The 19,336-nt window shown below is 40.0% G+C and carries 12 protein-coding genes; 4 read left to right on the forward strand and 8 right to left on the reverse strand.

The features are described 5' to 3' along the window. The first annotated feature begins 201 nt into the window (after positions 1-201). On the forward strand, positions 202-1,392 hold the full coding sequence (locus tag H6G76_RS04025) for a DUF4336 domain-containing protein (protein WP_190695693.1): 1,191 nt from the start codon (positions 202-204) through the stop codon (positions 1,390-1,392). Between the two features lie 116 nt (positions 1,393-1,508). Here the strand turns inward: H6G76_RS04025 and H6G76_RS04030 are convergent, their stop codons facing one another. Beyond that, the gene (locus tag H6G76_RS04030; RefSeq protein ID WP_190695696.1) at positions 1,509-2,081 is read right to left on the reverse strand and encodes an ABC transporter permease; all 573 of its coding nucleotides are present in this window, start codon (positions 2,079-2,081) and stop codon (positions 1,509-1,511) included. Between the two features lie 192 nt (positions 2,082-2,273). Continuing rightward, on the reverse strand, positions 2,274-3,581 hold the full coding sequence (locus H6G76_RS04035) for a S41 family peptidase (RefSeq protein WP_190695698.1): 1,308 nt from the start codon (positions 3,579-3,581) through the stop codon (positions 2,274-2,276). 495 nt (positions 3,582-4,076) lie between these two features. On the opposite strand from H6G76_RS04035, the gene H6G76_RS04040 reads away from it, so the two are divergent. After that, entirely contained in the window at positions 4,077-5,006 is a 930-nt protein-coding gene (locus H6G76_RS04040) for a carbohydrate ABC transporter permease (RefSeq protein WP_190695701.1), read from the forward strand. 501 nt (positions 5,007-5,507) lie between these two features. Here the strand turns inward: H6G76_RS04040 and H6G76_RS04045 are convergent. Next, on the reverse strand, positions 5,508-6,872 hold the full coding sequence (locus H6G76_RS04045) for an NAD(P)/FAD-dependent oxidoreductase (protein WP_190695703.1): 1,365 nt from the start codon (positions 6,870-6,872) through the stop codon (positions 5,508-5,510). Between the two features lie 590 nt (positions 6,873-7,462). Between H6G76_RS04045 and H6G76_RS04050 the strand changes: the two genes are divergently transcribed. Beyond that, positions 7,463-8,227 (forward strand): N-acetylmuramoyl-L-alanine amidase, encoded by a 765-nt coding sequence (locus H6G76_RS04050; RefSeq protein WP_190695707.1) that lies wholly within the window; start codon positions 7,463-7,465, stop codon positions 8,225-8,227. A gap of 487 nt (positions 8,228-8,714) precedes the next feature. Beyond that, complete coding sequence (locus tag H6G76_RS04055) at positions 8,715-10,259, forward strand: glucosaminidase domain-containing protein (RefSeq protein ID WP_190695709.1); 1,545 nt, start codon at positions 8,715-8,717, stop codon at positions 10,257-10,259. A gap of 434 nt (positions 10,260-10,693) precedes the next feature. Here the strand turns inward: H6G76_RS04055 and H6G76_RS04060 are convergent, their stop codons facing one another. The 5 genes from H6G76_RS04060 to H6G76_RS04080 all read right to left on the reverse strand — a co-directional run bounded on the left by H6G76_RS04060 (position 10,694) and on the right by H6G76_RS04080 (position 19,266). Continuing rightward, a complete protein-coding gene (locus H6G76_RS04060; protein WP_190695712.1) occupies positions 10,694-13,498 on the reverse strand; it encodes a CHAT domain-containing protein in 2,805 nt (934 codons plus the stop codon). 181 nt (positions 13,499-13,679) lie between these two features. Then, on the reverse strand, positions 13,680-15,473 hold the full coding sequence (locus tag H6G76_RS04065; RefSeq protein ID WP_242056307.1) for a ShlB/FhaC/HecB family hemolysin secretion/activation protein: 1,794 nt from the start codon (positions 15,471-15,473) through the stop codon (positions 13,680-13,682). Further along, positions 15,400-15,708: a hypothetical protein gene (locus H6G76_RS04070; protein WP_190695717.1), complete on the reverse strand. Its 309-nt coding sequence runs from the start codon at positions 15,706-15,708 to the stop codon at positions 15,400-15,402. Before H6G76_RS04070 ends, H6G76_RS04065 begins: the two co-directional genes overlap by 74 nt. 330 nt (positions 15,709-16,038) lie before the next feature. Beyond that, positions 16,039-16,743: a tetratricopeptide repeat protein gene (locus H6G76_RS04075; protein WP_190695720.1), complete on the reverse strand. Its 705-nt coding sequence runs from the start codon at positions 16,741-16,743 to the stop codon at positions 16,039-16,041. A gap of 402 nt (positions 16,744-17,145) precedes the next feature. Further along, the gene (locus H6G76_RS04080) at positions 17,146-19,266 is read right to left on the reverse strand and encodes a CHASE2 domain-containing serine/threonine-protein kinase (protein WP_190695722.1); all 2,121 of its coding nucleotides are present in this window, start codon (positions 19,264-19,266) and stop codon (positions 17,146-17,148) included. Positions 19,267-19,336 lie beyond the last annotated feature (70 nt).

The raw sequence follows: 19,336 nt of genomic DNA on the forward strand, positions 1-19,336 counted from the left end.
ATTTTCTAAGAATTGTATCAATAATTATTGCTTTATCAACGTTGTATATATACTTTACAGATAGTAAGTATGTTGGCGGGATCAAAGCCAAGTATATCAAGTTTGGTAAACTATAGCGAAATATAGGCTATTTGAACAACCGAATTTACAGTATTTTAGGATAGGGGTATGGCAAGAGATTAGCATTGGGTAAATTCATCTATGCATTTCAGCAACAACCCAAAAGATTGGTCATGGCCGTTCTGGCCTGTTGTCCCGCTTTATCCTTACAACAGACGGCGGACACTTTGCCAAGAAATAGTTAAAGATACTATCTGGACATTCGACCAAATGCACGGCATTCTCTACACTATCGTGCCGATTCGGATGACTATAATCAAGCTGACAGGTGGTGGTTTGCTCGTTTACGCGCCTGTTGCGCCAACAACCGAATGTGTCCGCATGGTTAAGGAGTTGGTAGCAAAGCATGGTGAGGTGAAGTACATTATCCTACCAACTAGTTCTGGACTCGAACACAAGGTGTTTGTCGGCCCCTTCGCTAGATGTTTTCCCCAAGCACAGGTTTTTGTTGCGCCTCATCAATGGAGTTTTCCCTTTAACTTGCCGTTGAGTTGGTTAGGTTTTCCGCAAAAACGAACTCAGGAATTGCCAGAAGATTCTAGGCTTGCGCCTTTTGCTGAGGATTTTGATTATGAGGTGTTAGATATTAATTTGGGACGCGGTTCTTTTGTGGAAGTGGCATTTTTTCACAAGCGATCGCACACTTTACTCGTAACCGATACTATACTATCTGTACCCGAAAATCCACCTGTTATATTTCAATTAGATCCCTACCCCTTGCTATTTCACGCCAGGGAGAATGCACTCCAGGTCATTGAAGACAACGAAGCAAACCGCCGTCAGGGATGGCAACGCATTTCCTTGTTTGCTATCTATTTCCGCCCCAGTGCATTGGAAGTAACTGGACTGGGAGAAAGTTTAAGCGATGCAGTCAAAGCACCAGACCATTCTCAAAAAGCGTATTTCGGTTTATACCCGTTTCGTTGGCAACCTAATTGGCAGCAGTCATTTCATGCCCTGAGTGGTAATGGTCGTCCATTTGTCGCCCCAATTCTGCAAACTCTGATTCTTCCCCAAGGGCCAAGACAAGTCCTCGACTGGGCAGACAAAGTAGCAACTTGGGATTTTCAACAGATTATTCCCTGTCATTTTGACGCGCCGATTAAAGCTAGCCCAAGCCAATTTCGGCAAGCATTTAGTTTCTTAGAAAAACAACCATCAACTAGTAAAGAAAGTCAACCTTTATTAGAGGAAGACTGTAAATTTATCCAGGAACTAGAGGCGAATTTACTCAAGCGCGGCATTGCTACTCCACCCAAAGAAAAGGTGTAACGGCAGGTATGGTATAACTCGTAGGATTTGCGTACAGGTTGACAATTGAACCACAGAGACGCAGAGAACACGGAGCAATGAGAGTTATACTTAAATTTGTAATTCTGGATAAAAACTTAAACAGATTTTTTACTCTCTGAAACCATCTTTACTAGTAAAGCTCCCATAAAATCTAAAAACTGATCCAATAAAAGACCAATAATTCCTATGTAAATTAAAGCTTGGAGGATGTAATTAGCGTTGCCAGCTTTATAGGCTTCCCAAATCATAAAACCTAAACCTCTGGGGCCAATTAACATTTCGATGGCAATAACTGTAAACCATGCTACCCAAATGCCAACTTTCATTGCATGAAATACATGAAAGATAGCGGCTCGAAAGTTATTATTTTGCCTTTTAAAATGTTGTAAGCCTATTGCTACATTAATAATCATTGTCCAAAGAGTAGCAAAAAATACAACAATAATAGTTGCAGGTTCACCATCTTGAAATATAGACAATGCTATCGGTAATAATGCCACAGGGGGAATACTATTAGGTATCTGAAATATCCTTCTTAAAATTTGGTAAAGTGTACTATTTATACCAACAAAATATCCAATAAAGCTGCCAAGAACAGCAGCCGGAATATAGCCCACAAATAATTTTTGCAGGCTGGCTAAAAAGTCTAAAAATATAGTCTGTTCCATGCGTCAGTTATTATTTGGAACGCCTAGATCATACTGTGGTAATCAACAAAAAACAGTCTATAGATAACCGAAGAGAATATATACTAATTGAATTAACGCTACTAAACTAAGGCAGCAAAGAGTTATTCAGGAGAATAGGATTGAGCAATAGTCGAGATTTTACGTAAGTCAAACATTGCTATTGCCTACTGGTTAGTTTGCTTGACTTTTCTCAGTTGGTAAAGTTTGTGTTTGTAACACAGTTTCTATAGCTTTTTGTTTTTGAGGGTCTACTCCTTGAGCATATTCTAAGGGGAATGGAACATTAATGTCTGGTATTACACCTTTACCTTCGAGTTTTTGATTACCATTTACGAACACATTCGTAACCGCAACATAAAGTAGGCTACCATCGCGCATTAAATAAGGACGACCTGCAAGTACTGCGCCCGCCGTTTGAGTTCCAATAACTGCGCCAATCTTATTTTGTTGAAAGCCAAATGCGAGAATTTCTTTACTACTACGGCTACCCTCATTCACTAACATGACTACAGGTTTTTTCCATTGGTAGTTGTAAGTATAACGACGTTGATTTCGCAGAATGTTAGTGACGCTGAGATTGTGTTGTGTATTAAAGATGTTGAGATAACTAACATCTCCGCCACCCCAACCATCTCTAAGATCTAAAACTAAGCCGTCAGCATTTTTTAAGCGACCATAAATTAGTTCATCTTGGAGTTCTTGCTGGTAGGGATCAGCCGCGTTTGACCATATATGGACATAGCCAACTTTTTTGCCATTTTGCTCAATTAGCTCAATACTGGCTGTCTGAGCTTGCAGAAACATTGTGCTAGCATCAAAAACTTGAGGTACTACAGCTATTTCTTGCTGGCTGTTGGCTGCTGGCGATCGCTGGATTAATATATTAACAGTTTGGCCTGCTTTACTAGCGAAAGATTGTATGGGGTGATATGGCGAACCATTCACATTTAAAATTTGGTCGCCTACCTTCAAGCCAGCTTTAGCAGCAGGGCTATCGTCAAGAATAGAACTAATAAATGTTCTGCCATTAATATCTTTAGTAAACAACCCAATACCAGTGTATTCAACTTTACCTTTGGGAAAAAACTGTTTTAATTGCTTTTGAAGCTCAGAGCTTCTAGGTAAAAAAATCCCTAAAAGCTGATAGTAAGCAGGTTCATCTTGAGTATAAAACCGAGTATGAGAAGATTTAAGTTGAGAAAGCATTTGATTAATTACAATCGCAACATCTTTTTGTGAATTAGTTTTGATTATTTGAGGTTGATATTGTTTCTTAATGGCTAGCCAATCTACTCCATTAAATTTGGGGTCGTAAAAGTTATCGTTTACTGTTTGCCAAACTTGTTCAAAAATTTGAGTTTGTGGTTTTGCTAGGATTGGCAGAAGTGGCGAACTCAACCACAACACAAGCAAAATGCAAATACTTAGTATCAATACTCTAGCTGAATGTTTGAAGTAAGAAAGTCGAAATACTCTCATATTTTGTTACTTTAGGTTCATATTGCCGTGATTGGTGAATCTCAATATCCGGGAGTTTTTTTTTGCTAAAAACTGCGCCAAATAGTCAGTATTTAGCAAAATTTTACTTCTTAGCTCCTTTAACTAAAGCAATTCAGGCAAGCAGAGGAATAACTTAAAATGCTGATTTCCGTCGAGTTCAAAGTTATATAGACGTTATGTTGCATTTTTCATAACGTCTTGGTATACATAGTCTAACTTTAACTTCCACTAAGCAGCGTAACGGAAAAAGGCAGCAGTAATTAAATTTAGATAGGATTATGTGATTTATTGTAGTTATTTGAATTAATTTAGGGTTTACCCAGTAGAACGTAAAAACGTAGACGCGCAAGCGGCTTCCCCCAGGATACCGCCAAGAACGCAAATGACACAAAGAAGATAGATTTTGCGTAAGTCCTATAATTATCAAATATTATTAGCAATTAAAATGCGATCGCCCTGAAAGCCAAATCGATTATGAAACAGCTAACATCAAAAAACTGGATTGTATTTCAACATAAATTAACGCCTTATTTATTTTTACTACCCGCTTTAATTCTCTTGGGTTTAACCGTTTTTTGGCCTGCATTGCAAGCCTTTTACCTTAGCTTTACCAGCTACGAAGATATTGCTGAATCTCCAAAATGGATAGGTTTTTCTAACTTTATACGGTTATGGAAAGACGCAGTTTTTTGGAAAACTTTAGAAAATACCTTTCTTTATTTAGTGGGTGTAGTACCAATTTTGGTCATTGCACCTTTAGGGTTAGCAATTTTAGTAAATCAAAAACTCCGAGGAGTCAGTTGGTTTAGAGCGGCGTATTATACACCAGTGGTAATTTCAATGGTAGTTGCGGGTATAGCTTGGAAATGGTTGTATGCAGAAAACGGTTTACTCAATCAGTTATTTAAAACTTTGGGAATTTTCCCTGAAGGAATTCCTTGGTTGACTAGTCCAGAAAAAATTTTTGGTATTGTACCAATTTCTTTAGCTAGTGTTATGGCGGTCACTATCTGGAAAGGATTAGGCTACTACATGGTAATTTATTTAGCTGGGTTGCAATCAATTCCGGCTGATGTGTATGAAGCCGCAGCTATTGATGGCTCAGATGGTATTCGTAAACATTGGGATATTACTATACCTTTAATGAAACCATATTTAGCATTAGTAGCAGTAATTTCAGCGATTTCTGCTACTAAAGTTTTTGAAGAAGTTTATATTATGACTCAAGGCGGCCCGTTGGATAGTTCTAAAACAATTGTTTATTATTTGTATGAGCAAGCTTTTAGTAATTTAGAAATTAGCTATGCTTGTACAATTGGGCTGATATTATTTCTAATTATTTTGGGCTTATCTGTGTTGCGTTTAATTATCAATCCGCAGGGAGGAGATAATATTAGTGTTTGATGTTTATTATTTTTTATATACCTCAAATTTTGCTGTTATTCCTCACAAATTAATTAGTTATAAATCAACACAGTTCAGTTAAGGTTTTGATCCCCTTGAGCCTCCCCTTAAAAAGCAGGGTGGTTTCATACGAAAAAATAAAAATCTATAAGTCCTGATTTCTCGTTTTGTAGCCCAGATTTTGACCCCTCTCCAAACCTCTCCCCCCGTGGGGGAGAGGCTTTGAAATACAGTTGTCATTTTTCTCTGCTTGTATGAAACCACCCTGCCTAGCCCCCCTTAAAAAGGGGGGAATCATACTCTTGAAGTCCCCCTTTTTAAGTGGGATTTAGGGGGATCAGAGGATTTGTGTGTACACTGTAGGTGAACGGGGAGAGGAGCCAAAACGTAGTTTTGGCGGGGTGGGGTTCTTCGGTGTAAGTAATCAAGCAGACATAATATCACAAGAGACTTTCAACCCTGTTGCCTATTGCCTATTGCCTATTGCCTGCTATTGATAGATTAGGCGTTTACAGTCTGTCTATTGTTGGTTGGGGCGTAATTTCTACTATTACTATCTTCAGTTTTAGCTAATGCTACAGATTGGTGTTCGGTAATCAATCTCGCGCTACGTTTGCGGGTGAGATAGTTCCATCCCCACTGAATCATCACTAATATTTTTTGGTCAAACTCAATCAAGAAGTAGATGTGAATTAGTAACCAGAATACCCATGCAAAGAAGCCTTTCAACTTAACTAAACCTAAGTCTACAACGGCTAAATTCTGCCCAATCATTGCTAGACTGCCATAATCTTTATATTTGAATGGTTTGAGGGTTTTACCTTGCAGGCGTTTTTGAATTAAGGCGGCGACGTATTCACCTTCTTGTTTGGCGACGGGTGCAACACCAGGGAGGGGTTCACCTGTTTGATGAGAGAAACTGGCTAAGTCTCCCACGACAAAAATATTGTTATGTCCTTTAATGCTTAAGTCTGGTTCTACAATCACTCTTCCAGAGCGATCACATTCTACCCCAGTTCGTTGGGCTAAAACTTTACCCATTGGTGAACCTTGAACACCTGCTGCCCATAATATAGTCTTGGCGGCAATTTCTTTGAATTGTTCGCCTTGTTTTACGGTGATGATGTCGTTTTCAATATTTGTGACTCTGGTTTTAGTCTGGACAATCACACCCAACTCTTGCAAAGATTCTGCTGCTTCTTGCGATAACTCTGGCGCAATAGCTGGGAGAAGTCGATCAGCCCCTTGCAATAGTAAAATTCTGGTTTCTGAGGTGTCGATGTTGCGGAAGTCTTCTTGAAGAGTTTTGTATGCTAACTCTGCGATCGCTCCTGCTAATTCTACGCCAGTGGGGCCACCGCCGACAATCACAAAAGTCAGCAAAGCACGGCGTTTTTCGGGATCTGTTTCGTGTTCTGCTGCTTCAAATGCTGTAAATATCCGGCGACGCATTTCGATTGCATCTTCAACAGTTTTCAAACCAGGTGCAAACTGTTGCCAGTTATCTTTACCAAAATAAGAATGCTTTGCACCTGTGGCAACAATTAATGTATCGTATGATATTACTTTTTCACCCAAAATTACTTGTTGTGCTTTGGGATCAATATCATTTACTTCTCCTAACACCACTTGTGTATTTTTGCTTTTGCTAAGTATAGAGCGCAATGGTGCGGAAATATCAGCAGGTGATAGCGTTCCTGTAGCAACTTGATATAAAAGCGGCTGAAATAAATGGAAGTTACGTTTATCAATGAGAGTAACATTTACATTTGTGTTAGCAAGTGCTTTTGCTGCATACAGTCCACCAAAGCCACCACCAATGATTACAACCTGATGCGGTGGATGATTCTCAAGTGAAGCTAACATAAGTAATATTTCCTTGTGTTAAGAGTATTGTAATTATTCTTAACAAATATGTAACAAACTCATAATATTAGTTGCCGTTTATCTTGAACAATTGACAAATTTATAAAATTAATCAAAGTTACCATAAATAATAATTTTAGGTCTATTTACTAAATATATGCATTACCAATATTTGGCTTGAAAATATTGAAACTCTTATCATACAAGCATCTTGTAAATTGACGCTTTAAAAGGAGTTAACAAGTTGCCGCCAATTAATTTTCTAATAATATGTTTTTATTGAGAATAAAAGATTAACTAATCAGCGTTAATAGCTGAGTTAGCACTCTCACATATATTAAGAAAAGCGTGAGTAATTAGTAGCGGCAGAAAAAAATGCCTGAAATTACTGATAATCACTTTTAATAACTGCTAATTATTGATTAATAGGTTATTATTGTTAGCTTCAGATTAGACCTTATTTTAAGTAATTACGCCGAAATGAGCTAACTCACCTTGGATCACCGACAGAGCGATCGCAGTTAAATTAGCATATAGAACTGTCTAGTCAAACAATTTCTTTTTTTAGGGAACTAAACAGAGGACAAGTTATGAAATTTGGTATTGATATAGGTCACAATTGCCCCCCCGACACAGGAGCATTAGGCGTTCAGAAAGAAGATGATTTGACGAAAGCTGTTGGTACACAACTGATGCAAAAACTTAAAGCCGCAGGTCATACCGTTGTTGATTGCACTCCTAAGTCTGCTAATGGTGTCAACGATTCTCTACTGCGAAGAGCAAATACAGCGAATGCAAATAATGTGAATATTTTTGTCTCTATTCACTTTAATGCTTTCAATAAAAAAGCCTGTGGTACAGAAGTTTTCGGTATTAGTAATGCTTCAAAAGGAATAGCACAGTCAGTGCTTAAAGAAATTGAGAAACTTGGTTTTAAAAGTAGAGGTGTCAAAAGTACACAGTTGATGGTTTTGAGAAAGACTCAAATGCCAGCTATCTTAGTTGAGTGCTGTTTTTGTGATTCTCCAACAGATATGGCTATCTTTGATGCCGAAAAAATGGCTGAAGCTATCAAAGTTGGCTTAATTGGTGAAGCAAAAGAAGAGTCAGCCAAAGCTGATGATAAAGACTACATTTTGGAGATTACAACACCAACTGTTTTAAAGCCATCTACAGAGCAATCATCTGACTTACCTAAAGAAAGTGTAATCGATATTGCTCCAGGTAAATACCCTGTTTTAGATGCTCATTTTGAAGAGCAGCATTATTGGGTGAAATGGCCTGATAAGAGCAAAGCCAACCGTAATGAACATTTTGTCTTTTCTGGACACTGCAAAATTTATGAAAAAGATTGATGTAGCCGTTCCTACAAGGAATAAATAAAACATAAGTTTGAATATTCAGGATTCAAAACATTTACAGCAGGGAACAGGGAACAGGAAACAGGCAATAGGCAATAGGGTTCTTGGATTTTTGAAAAAATCCGTACATTCTTAGCAGCATTTATTTATGGGGTTCAAAATTTTTGACTTTTAACTTTTGACTTTTGACTTCCCCGTTCGCATAGCGTCTCCGCAGGAGAAGGGGCTGACTTTGTTCTTAAAATCTTGTCCTTAGTTTACCTGTAATCTGCTGTAAGTAATCATGTATAGCAAGCCTAGAGGAGATCCAAACAAACCTATTGACTATTGCCTATTGCCTATTATCTATTGCCTGCCCCCACGAGTAATTTGTAAATCAAATAGGATTACTATATTTGTTTTTTGTTTAATGTAGGCTTTCAAGTTTTGAGTCCTGAATTAATTTTATATTATTTAAATTTGCAATACGTAAGATAAGTTTATGGCAATATTAGACGATTTAGTTAACAAATATTTTAATACTGATTTAGCTTTAATATTTACAAAAGTCGGAATTGATACACTCAAAATTAGTGACATTAATCGACAAATTTTAAAAGAAGTTACCCTCGCTCAATGGTTATTAGAGTCTGGTAGAGGAAACAGTGAGCTTGCTACCAAAGCTAATAATTTTGCAGGATTGAAATGGCGATATCCAGATATGCAAGGCTTTGCTGAACCGTTAAAAATCAGAGTACCTTCGGAAGACAAAGAAGTTGAATTTTGTCTATTTTCCAATATTGATGACTTTTTCATGGGTTATTGGAAGTTTTTAACACGCTCTCCCTATAAAGGCTTAGAAGAACATACCAATACTCCAGAAAATTTTATCGGCTTTATCAAGACTAAAGGATATTCTGCTGATCCGAATTATGTTACTAAAGTGATCAAATTGCTGCCAGATGCACAGAATTTACTAGCCAGTGCAGCTGGTGTTATAGTTTCTACCTTACCAGAGCAACTGCAACTTACCCGTGCGCCTAAAGAAGTTGCTGTAGGGCAGGTTTTTAGTGTGGAAGGTGTTGCACCTTTAGCTGACAAAGGCAAAGTTTTGTCCTTGACGATTGATGATAAATTTCCTGCCGAAGGTATCACAATTGGTCAAGATGGCAAATGGCAATTTGAATATGCTTTTTACAAAGAAGGCGATCGCAAAATGCTGATTGCGATCGCTAATCAAAGTCTCGAACTACGTTTCAAAGTCTTCCCTACTAACCAACAGAATGATTCACTATCAACTGACCCAGGCGCAAAGATAATTAAACTGACTGGTAGTGTCGGAGTTGGCGGAGTCAACAAAGCTGATGATGTCAAAGCCATTAAAGCACGGTTATATGAGCTAGGTTACACCTGGGTAGGAGATCCCAACACCTCACTGCGAGACAGAGGGTTAGATGATGCAATTCGACTGTTTCAATCGATTATTGCTGGTCGCAGCACTATTAAAGGCGACGGTAGAGTTGATGTAAATGGGATTACTCATCAATGGTTACAAGCAGCTAACGCGCCGAAGTGGGTCATGATGCCCAACAGCGAACCGCAAAATGGATTTATCAATGCCGAATTAGCACAAACCGATGATGAACATGATTTTGGTACACACTGGCTAGCTAATGTGATCAAAGATATTGCTCAAGATTATCAAAACACTTATCGCCGTACTCGTCCCAATGCTGCACCATTGGCGATCAATGATGTTAGCCTACCTCATGGAGGCGACACCCCCGACCATCAAGGACATGAAACTGGCATGATGTGTGATGTTTTCTTACCAAAAAAAGATGGGAGTTTTGGCGGTATTTTCTGGACAAGTCCCCAATACGATCAAGAAGCAGCACGAGCTATTTTACAGTCTATTCGCAAGCAAAAGTTAGTCCGGACAGTGTTCTTCAACGATCAGCAGCTAATTAAAGAAGGTCTTTGTCAGCCTGCTAATGGTCACGATCATCATATTCACTTTGAAATTAACCCACCATTTAGAGTTTAATATCGTGTTCTGTGAAAGACTTGTGATTGAGGGAGTAGGGAGGCAGGGGAGGAATTATTTGGTGAAATGGTATAAGCACAAAAGCAAATGAGTTCGCCGAAATAACAAATGCGTTCGCCGAAATAACAAATGCGTTCGCTGAAATAACAAATGCGTTCGCTGAAATAACAAATGCGTTCGCTGAAATAACAAATGCGTTCGCCGAAATAACAAATGCGTTCGCCGAAATAACAAATGCGTTCGCCGAAATAACAAATGCGTTCGCTGAAATAACAAATGCGTTCGCTGAAATAACAAATGCGTTCGCCGAAATAACAAATGCGTTCGCTGAAATAACAATTGCGTTGAGGGGAGCGAAATGAAAAATCTAGTTATACCATTTCACCAAATAATTCCTCCCCTGCCCCTCTGTTCCCCTGCCCCCTAAACTTGTATTACAACCAGTTACCTACCAAAACATAAGGCGCCCAATAGTAAGGATGCTTGTACAAGTCCTTATATGCAGGGTCTTTCAATAGCAGAAGTTGAGCTTGCTTCAAGGCTTCAGCTTTACTAACTTTAGAATTGGCAAACTGTTTATAAAATTCACCCATAACGGTGGCGGTTGCTTCGTCGTCTACGTTCCATAATGTTGCTAGGGTACTGCGCGCCCCAGAACGCAGAGCAAATCCGGCAATCCCTAAGCCAGCGCGTTTATCACCAGCAGCAGTTTGACAAGCACTCAAAACTAGTAGCTCGATGGCACCTCTTTGGTTTGTTTCTCTGGTTTGTAACAAGGAACTCAATTCGTTGACGTTGACGCGATCGCTATCTAAGGATGACTTATTTTCTCCAGGTGCTTTCCAAGTCAAAATAAATGTGTCTTCGGCTTTGGAAGCAAACTGGCCGTGAGTTGCTAAGTGAACTACTGGTGCAGCAAATGACTCTACTGTTTCTTCTAAGGCTGCTTTGGTAAATTGAGCGTTTAGCAGTACTTTTGCTGGCAGTTCTGCTTTAATTTTGTAGAGTTCCTCTTTAACGCTGGGTAATTCCTCAAAGTTTCCTAGTGCTTCTGTAATTCCTGCCGCAATGGTGCGCGGTCTGCTTTTGGCTAAAGAACGGGGAGGTAGTAGGTGTAACCCTGGTGTCAGGGCAATGTTATAGCCTTTCTCAATTAAATATTGTTTGCGATCGCTATCATAGAGTGCTGCCATTGGCACACTTCGTAAAGCACCGTCTAAAACAAAAACTAAATTTTTGATTTTGTATTCTTCTAACTTAGGTTCAATATCTCTAATTAGCCAGTTATAAACTTCTTCCGCAATTGGCAAAAATTCCCGTGTTGAGCGTGTTACTAGTTTTGCCCGTAGTTGCTCGATGGTATTCTCTACTTTCTCTTGGCTTAACTTAATGGGTTTTGGCCGCAGTAACAAGTTCTTTTGTTCGCCACTCGATTTATTAGGTAGAGAAACAATGACTTCTAAGCGATCGCTTAGAATGATCGGATAAATAACTGCGGCGGTACGATCAATTTGATCAATTTGCACAGGTTTGGCATCTAAACAAGCTTTGCGGAAAAAGTTGTCTAACTCAGCTAATTGGAGTGATTCAATCACATCTCTAGCAGTTTTGAGTTTTTCTTGTTCTTGAGCGGTGGGAGAATTTTGGGGATTGGGTGGTTCTTGTAGCAGTAGACTTACCAGTTCTCGATAGACAGGCTCAACTCCTTCTTGAAAGGAAAACTGGACTTCGCGGTTAATAGCCACCAAATCACTTCGCAAAGATTTGAGGTTATTTACAGCTTTGGTGTAAGATGCGATCGCCGCTTGTTGGTTGCGTTGCGGATTGTTGTCAGCTTTGAGAATTCGGCCTAATTGCCATTGCCAACGATATGCAATATCACCAGCATTAAGACCTTCAGCTAGTTTGATGGCTTGTTCGGTAAGTTGCTGGGCTTCTGGCCATTGTTGAGTTTGTTCATACAAGCCGCCCAATGTTCCTAAAGCATAAGCTTCTGCACGCGTGTCTTTGAGGGCTTTAGCTTGATTAACAGCAGTGGCAATATTTTGGGCGATCGCTTTCCATTCTGGATTAGCTGCGGCTAATTGAGCAGTTGCCAAATTTTTGACCTCGGCACTGCGAGCATCGCTCACAATCTCATCTCTGGAACAATTAATATTCGTAGTGCTGCTGAATGTCTCAGTTAGCTGTTTGAAGCAAATGAGATTTTGGGCAAAGTTAATTTGGGCATAGATGGTTTTGCGGCTGGCTGGTGCGGCATTGAGTTGTTGCTGAATCTCTGGCCACAGACTTTGTGCTTGGCTCAATTGTTGCTTATCCATTAACAGGCGCATCTGATTAAGTTGTGCCTGAATTTTGGTTAATGGTGATTTGGAGATCGCCGCTTTTTTGTAATAATCTAAGGCTGTGTCTTTGTTGTTCTGCGCTTGGGCAGTATTACCTAAACTCAAGTAGATTTCCGGAACTAATTGCGGGTATACTTGCTCGGCGATCGCTAAACTTTGCTTTAATATCTGCTCAGAACCAAGTTGGTCTATTTCTTTAACGTCGCTAACTTCTTGATTTAAATCGCCCACCACTCGCAAGGTATTGCCTAGGGTGAGCAGTCCTGTGGCTTTGAGAGGAGACGCTGGTTGTTTTTGTAGTGCTTGATTTACTTGAATTAAGGTGATTCTGGCGCGGCGATAAAGTCCTAGTGCTTGTAATGCCTGAGTTTGATTTAATTGGCTACCAATCTTACCAGCATGATCGCCAATTTTGTTGTAGGTAGCTGTTGCTTGCTCCCAACTTGCCAGTGCTTCTTGAGAATGCCCTGATGCTAATTGTATTTGTCCTTGAGCGTTGAAAGCTTGAGCAAGTATCGATAAATACTCTTGAGAATTACTTTGACCAGCGATTTTCAACAGTGCCAAACTATCAGTGATCGCTTGCTGTGCCTTTGGTAATTGCCCAATTTGCTGCTCTGCCAAGGCTAAGTAGTTCAGTGCTAACGCTTGATTGAAGCGATCGCCTTGAGTCTGAAAGCTTCCAGCCGCCTGTTGAAATAGCTTTGCCGCATCTACGAACTTTTGAGATTGGTAAAGTTGAATACCTTGTTCTAAAATTTGTTGCGGGTTTGCCGATAGCTGAGTAGCTGCTACAGGTGCGGTGTTTTGAATTGCAACTTGATAAGAGTTAGGTGTTAAGGCAACTGGATGAGAAATTTGAGATAGTGTCGCTAAAAAAATAAGTGCAGACATAATATTAACAGTTCCCACTGGCAAAGGCTGATGGATTTATCATGCAAGCCCTAATTAGGGCTAAAAAAAATAGGTTTGATAAAAGCTATATAAGATACGTTGTTTTATGTGGTGATTTCAGAAATCCTGTTTATTATTCTGAATTCTGAAAACAGACTTCAGACTGCAAACTTCAGACTTCTTAAAACGGTTGGCTATAAACTACAGAAAAATACAAACCCTCTTCTTGTAAAGTGTTATCGCGGGAATTCACATCAATTAAAGGTATACCCCAATCTAATCGGGCATTGATTCTGTTACTTTGCCATAGTAAGCCCAAACCAACAGAGGCGAGACTATTAGGGTCAGGATCAGCGCGGTTGGAACTGTTATACGCAGTCCCAAAGTCAACAAATGGTGTGATTTGTAATATTCCTCCGCCCAATTGGGGAGCGCGGAGGATAGGATAGCGCAACTCAGCAGAGGCAAAAAAGGCATTATCTGTCAAGAGCAAATCTTGGCGATAACCCCGCACGGTTTGTTGCCCACCTAAACCAAACTGTTCTAAGGGTACTAGCGCCCTGTCTGCTAACTGAGCATCGGCACGTACTAGAAATAATGTATCTGGAGCTAACAGGCGTACCCATTGCGCTTGTCCACGCCAAGAGAAAAATGTGCTATCTGGTGGCCCGACGGTGTCGCTGTGAGTTGCATTAAAGGCATCTATGCCAAAACTAAACTGCGATCGCGCAGCTATTACCTGCCTACTATTGCGTTGTGTCCAATCTTGAAAAAATCGCAGTACCGACAAACGTGTTTCCCCATTCTCAGATCCCGGTGAAGGAAAAGGCTCACGTCTACCAACCAAAGGTTCTAAATAGCCAATATCACTTTCTCGACGGTTAGCAGTAATCCCAACAGCAAATTCTGTAGTTGGAGTTTGGACTATTGGTTGGCGAAATGTCAGGGCAAAATCTTGAGATCTACCTTCAATATCTAAAATATCGAAGGGTTTTTCAATCACATTGCTAGTGGTGTAGTTATATTGAAACTGCAATGTCCCATTGTAGGGATTCACTGGCAATGTATAGCTGACATCAAAATCATTGCTGCCATCGGTATTGGCATAACCAATAGAAATTCCATCACCTAGTCCTAATAAGTTGGCTTGGGTAAGTTGAATTTGCCGTTGAAAGCTGCCAATACTAGGAACTCGGTTGTTGTTTAAGCTAACTTGGAGATTAAAAGTTTTGGCTTCTGCTGCCCTAACATCAATCACGCTAGTTCCAGGGCGAGAACCAGCCGCCAACTCCGCTGAGATATTTTGAATTAAAGGATCAAGCTGGAGTAGTTGCAGTGCTTGGAGTAATTTATTAACGTTCAGGGGTTTGCCTGTGGCGACAGCGATGCGGCTGCGAACATAATCTGGGTTAAGTCGTTTGAGTCCCCTAACTTCTATACTTTCGACACTACCTTCAATTACTTGAACTTGAACAATACTACCCCGTGCTTTAAAGGTTTGATTGGCGGGAATAAATGCCCCAGAAGAAATGTAACCTTTGTCTGTGTAGAGTTTTGTGACTGCATCACTCACTCTTAATAGTTCTGCAAAGGTAATTGGTTTTCCTGTAAATTCCTTGGTAACAGCTGCTAATTGTTCACGGCTGAATACAGTGCTACCAACTACGTCAAAGCGATCAACTCGGATTGTCTCTGGCACAGCACTAGGGCTAGTTTCAGGGCTGGGAGTAGTTTCGCTGGGAGTTTGGAATAGGTCTTCTGGTGGAGGTAGAGTAGGGGTTTCTTGTTCTGGTAGAGGTGGTTGCGGCGTTTGTGGCCGAGGTAATCTCTCTGGCGGTGGGAGGGGACTAGTTTGAGCCTGAGTTGGCATCCCTGTATTCCCTGTCTGGGCTGTGACTGGGCTAGGAGATAAACTGCTGAAAAACAAGGGTGTGAGAATTAACAGCAGCGATCGCCTGTGCAATTTCAGACTCAAAAAGTTTGCAGGGGACATGGCAGGTAGATTTAAACCAGGATGTGTTATTGTTTGCAGTGGCAACATAGGCTGTCAATGTAACTTCGCCCTTGTTGTATATCCAGCCAATAGCAGGAACCTTGAATATAGTACCAGCAGCCTTGGGTAATTGTGTAAAGCCTGTGCTGAATGGACGCTGTTGTACTGTCGTGTTGGGTGTACTTACAGCAGGAAACAGGCAATAGGCAATAGGCAATAGGGGTGAAAGCCTGTTGGTATATGGCTTTGTTCTTAAAATCTGTATCTCATTTACCTGCAATGTGCTGTATATCTAGCCAAAGTCCTTCACTAGTTAATGAATCATTTGGACTATCGGATTCATATTTGATTTCTGAAAAAAACTCAGTATCCTTTTATTCCTTCTTTCCTGTTCCCTATTGCCTATTGCCTATTGCCTAGACTAGAAGAATGTACCTCATAGGGATGAAAACTGCTATATTTATTGACTATATAAAAATAAAATTTAAGTTTTAGAATAATTGCTAATTTATGCAGTTAAATGATCCAGATTATTTAAAATATTTAATTATTCTCTAGAGTTCACAGCCCCATGAAAATAGTGATACACAGTATTTTCAGGTGCTAGGCGAACAGCTGTATTATAGTCCTCTATAGCTTTTTTTTGTTCACCAAGTTCATTGTAGGCTTGGCTGCGCCAAAGGTAAAAAAGCGCGTTTTGCGGGTGAATACAAATTGCTTTGCTATAGTCTTCTATTGCTCCCTCTTTATCGCCCAATTTTTTGCACCGAAAATTTGCTCTTTCGCCGTAAAGATAGGCACTCTGGGGATTAAAGCCAATAGCTTTATTAAATTCCTCGATCGCTTGTTGAGTATCGCCTTGTCTAAAATGACTATAAGCGCGTTTAATGTATGTGGAAATATCTGTTGTTTCTGTTTGGGAATTAGACTGTGCTTTAATAGATTGAGCAGTCGAGGGCGATCGCTCTTTCGGTATACTCTGTTTTAAATTGTTTTGATGAAACTGTTGTTGAACAACAACTTTTTTACTATTTTTCATGGCCAACCAGCCAATAACTCCTGCACCAGCAATTAACAGTAGACCAGACAATTGCTGCTCTACATCATTAGAACTAGAACTAGAACTCATCTCAACTACTTGATTGAAACTATCTCTGTAGCTTTGACTAGCAGGTGCGGGTTGAATTTCGCCCACAGGCGTGAACCATGTTATTGTGATTAAGGCTGTGGTGCTAAGGAATCTTGGTTTCATAATTTGCTGAATGAGACTATGGTGGGTGTACAGCCAAACTTGGATGCAAGTTATGAAAAGAGTGAAAATTGATCAATCTTGTTATAAACATTGCCCAGTCAGATTAATTTTTTGATCTTGCCCAGGTTTCCAAATCAGGAAGTTTTTCTTGCTTATAATTCTCCCAAAGTTATTCATACTTGACTTCTGTGTATATACTTACTAAGTATAGTGATATTAATAGTCCCTAAAAACATCTATTTTGCAGCCGATATGCCATTTATGACTACAATCTTTTGATCAGTAATTTCATGAAATTGTGCTTAAATTTCACAACTTAAGTTATAGATACTAGAGCGATCGCTTATGCCTAAAGTAGCAATGGGTGGAGTAGACACAAGCGATCGTATTTTTCATCTTGTACTAGAGTTTTTTCAAATCATCTAAAACTTCCTGAGCCGATTGATATCTTCGGAGATAGTCGTAAGCAGTCATCCGTTCTAAAATCTTCGCTAACCCATCTGAAGTTTTTGCCATATTTTGCCAAATTGGCACAGTTGTTTGCGGGTCACGTTGAATTTCTTTGGCACTTTTCCCAGTTAAAGCTTGAATTCCAATCATCCCCAAAGCATGAATATCACTGTTTAGCCTTGGCTGACCCATGAGTTGTTCTGGTGATGCATAACCAAGAGTACCCACTGCTACCGTTAAGTTTTCTTCTTCTGGCTGAGGTTGGATTTGTTTGACTGCACCAAAGTCAATTAAAACTATCTTGCTGTCAGCTTCTCGCCGGATCAAATTGCTGGGTTTGAGATCTCGATGGATAACGTTATGAGCGTGGACAAATATTAACACTTCCAAAACTTCTTTCAGGAGCTTGATAACTTCAGCTTCTCCAAGACAGTTACCAACACTAAGTTCCTCTTGCAAACAAGTCCCTTGAATGAATTCCTGCACCAGATAAAATTGCTGATTTTCTTCAAAATAAGCAAATAATTGCGGAATTTGATGATGCTCTCCCAATATCTCTAGTATTTCTGCTTCTGTTTTAAATAAGCGTCTAGCAACTTCTAGAAACCTTGGGTCACTTTGCGCTGGTTGCAGATGCTTAACAACACATTTAGGGAAACCAGGGCGTTTGATATCTTCAGCTAAGTAAGTATAACTAAAACCTCCTGCACCTAGTATTTGCGTCACTTTATAGCGATTATTGAGCAATTCGCCACTTTGGGGCATAGTATTCAACAGATGCTGATCATCAAAAGTCGTAGCCCCACCTTCTCTTAATAAAGACTGCAACAAAGAAATAGTTTTTTCTTGTTCTTGAATTTTAGAAGCGATTTCATCTCCCTGTTTTTTGTTCCGGTAGGCACTGTAGATTATTACACTACCACTCGCGGCAATTATTCCTAATGCAGGTGGTACCAGTGGTACCCATCCAGACAGGGTAAAGATGAAAAAACTGCTCCCTAGCAAAATTGCTAAAGACGCTCCACCTGCTAACCCTAGACGTAGTGGATGCTGAACTTGCGATGCAACTGACGCACCTAGTAAAGTCCAAACCCAAATCCAGATAATTTCACCCCATTCCGGCAAATACCAAAATATCGGTCGTTTGTCGAGAACTACGCTCAGAATTTCACTAATTATTTGGGCATGGATAACAATCCCTGGCATTTTGCCCACGTTATCTTTTCTGCCAGTACTGTATGGAGTATTGCGAATGTCCTGTTTACTCGGTGCAGTCGCTCCAATTAAAATAATTTTACCTTTGACCCAATCAGGATTAACTTTATTGTTGAGTACATCTATAAAACTTACCTGTCTAGCAACATTGTTTAGAGAACGGTAGTTGAGCAAGATTTGGAACCCACCATTATCTGCTTCGATGTAACCGCCAGAATTTCGTTGCAAGCGGGGAAATACAGTCTTACCTAATGTTAATGTGTCGCCTGTTTGGGTGATTTGCGGTTTGATATTGGCAGTTTCTTTTAAATATCGTAATGCGGCTAATACTGCGATTGAATACTGGCTTTTGCAGGGCGATTTAGATTCTGGGTTGGCAAACAACAGGGCGCGACGAATTACACTGTCGGGATCTTCTGGGAGATCAGCAAATCCGATATTATTTGGCTGCAATCCTTGGGGAGGAGGAGCGGTAGCACTACAAATAGCAAGAGTTTTATCGCTAGTTTGCAGGTAGGTTAATAGTTTGGCATGACCAGGTTCTACAGGTACATCCCGAAAGAAATCCAAAGCAATGACACGGGCTTGGTTGCTTTCTAATTTACTCAAGACCTTGCTTAATACTTCGCCAGATGGTGATGATTGTTTGAGTTTTTGAATATCCTGCTCAGTGAATCCGACAATCAACAGGCGGGGGTCGGGAGGTAGAACTGGGCGTTTCTGCACCATCTGGTCAAAAATTGTCAGTTCAAAAGATTCTAATAGCCCTAGCTTTTGGATTCCAGCCAAAACGAGTGTGACTATTACACTCGAAACAATCACTGGCTGTGTAAAGAACTTTTTCACCCCTGCAAGCATAGTGTTAAAAAGGTTTGATTTTGATGGTGTGTCCACTGCGTGGAAGCACACAACTTCCCCGTTGGGTTGA

Source organism: Nostoc sp. FACHB-152 (assembly GCF_014697475.1).
Classification (GTDB): domain Bacteria; phylum Cyanobacteriota; class Cyanobacteriia; order Cyanobacteriales; family Nostocaceae; genus Nostoc_B.

What these genes read in the sequence shown, in the direction of transcription:
- H6G76_RS04025 (WP_190695693.1), top strand. Translation starts at nt 202, where the DNA reads ATGCATTTCAGCAACAACCCAAAAGATTGGTCATGGCCGTTCTGGCCT.
- H6G76_RS04030 (WP_190695696.1), bottom strand. Translation starts at nt 2,081, where the DNA reads ATGGAACAGACTATATTTTTAGACTTTTTAGCCAGCCTGCAAAAATTA.
- H6G76_RS04035 (WP_190695698.1), bottom strand. Translation starts at nt 3,581, where the DNA reads ATGAGAGTATTTCGACTTTCTTACTTCAAACATTCAGCTAGAGTATTG.
- H6G76_RS04040 (WP_190695701.1), top strand. Translation starts at nt 4,077, where the DNA reads ATGAAACAGCTAACATCAAAAAACTGGATTGTATTTCAACATAAATTA.
- H6G76_RS04045 (WP_190695703.1), bottom strand. Translation starts at nt 6,872, where the DNA reads ATGTTAGCTTCACTTGAGAATCATCCACCGCATCAGGTTGTAATCATT.
- H6G76_RS04050 (WP_190695707.1), top strand. Translation starts at nt 7,463, where the DNA reads ATGAAATTTGGTATTGATATAGGTCACAATTGCCCCCCCGACACAGGA.
- H6G76_RS04055 (WP_190695709.1), top strand. Translation starts at nt 8,715, where the DNA reads ATGGCAATATTAGACGATTTAGTTAACAAATATTTTAATACTGATTTA.
- H6G76_RS04060 (WP_190695712.1), bottom strand. Translation starts at nt 13,498, where the DNA reads ATGTCTGCACTTATTTTTTTAGCGACACTATCTCAAATTTCTCATCCA.
- H6G76_RS04075 (WP_190695720.1), bottom strand. Translation starts at nt 16,743, where the DNA reads ATGAAACCAAGATTCCTTAGCACCACAGCCTTAATCACAATAACATGG.
- H6G76_RS04080 (WP_190695722.1), bottom strand. Translation starts at nt 19,266, where the DNA reads ATGCTTGCAGGGGTGAAAAAGTTCTTTACACAGCCAGTGATTGTTTCG.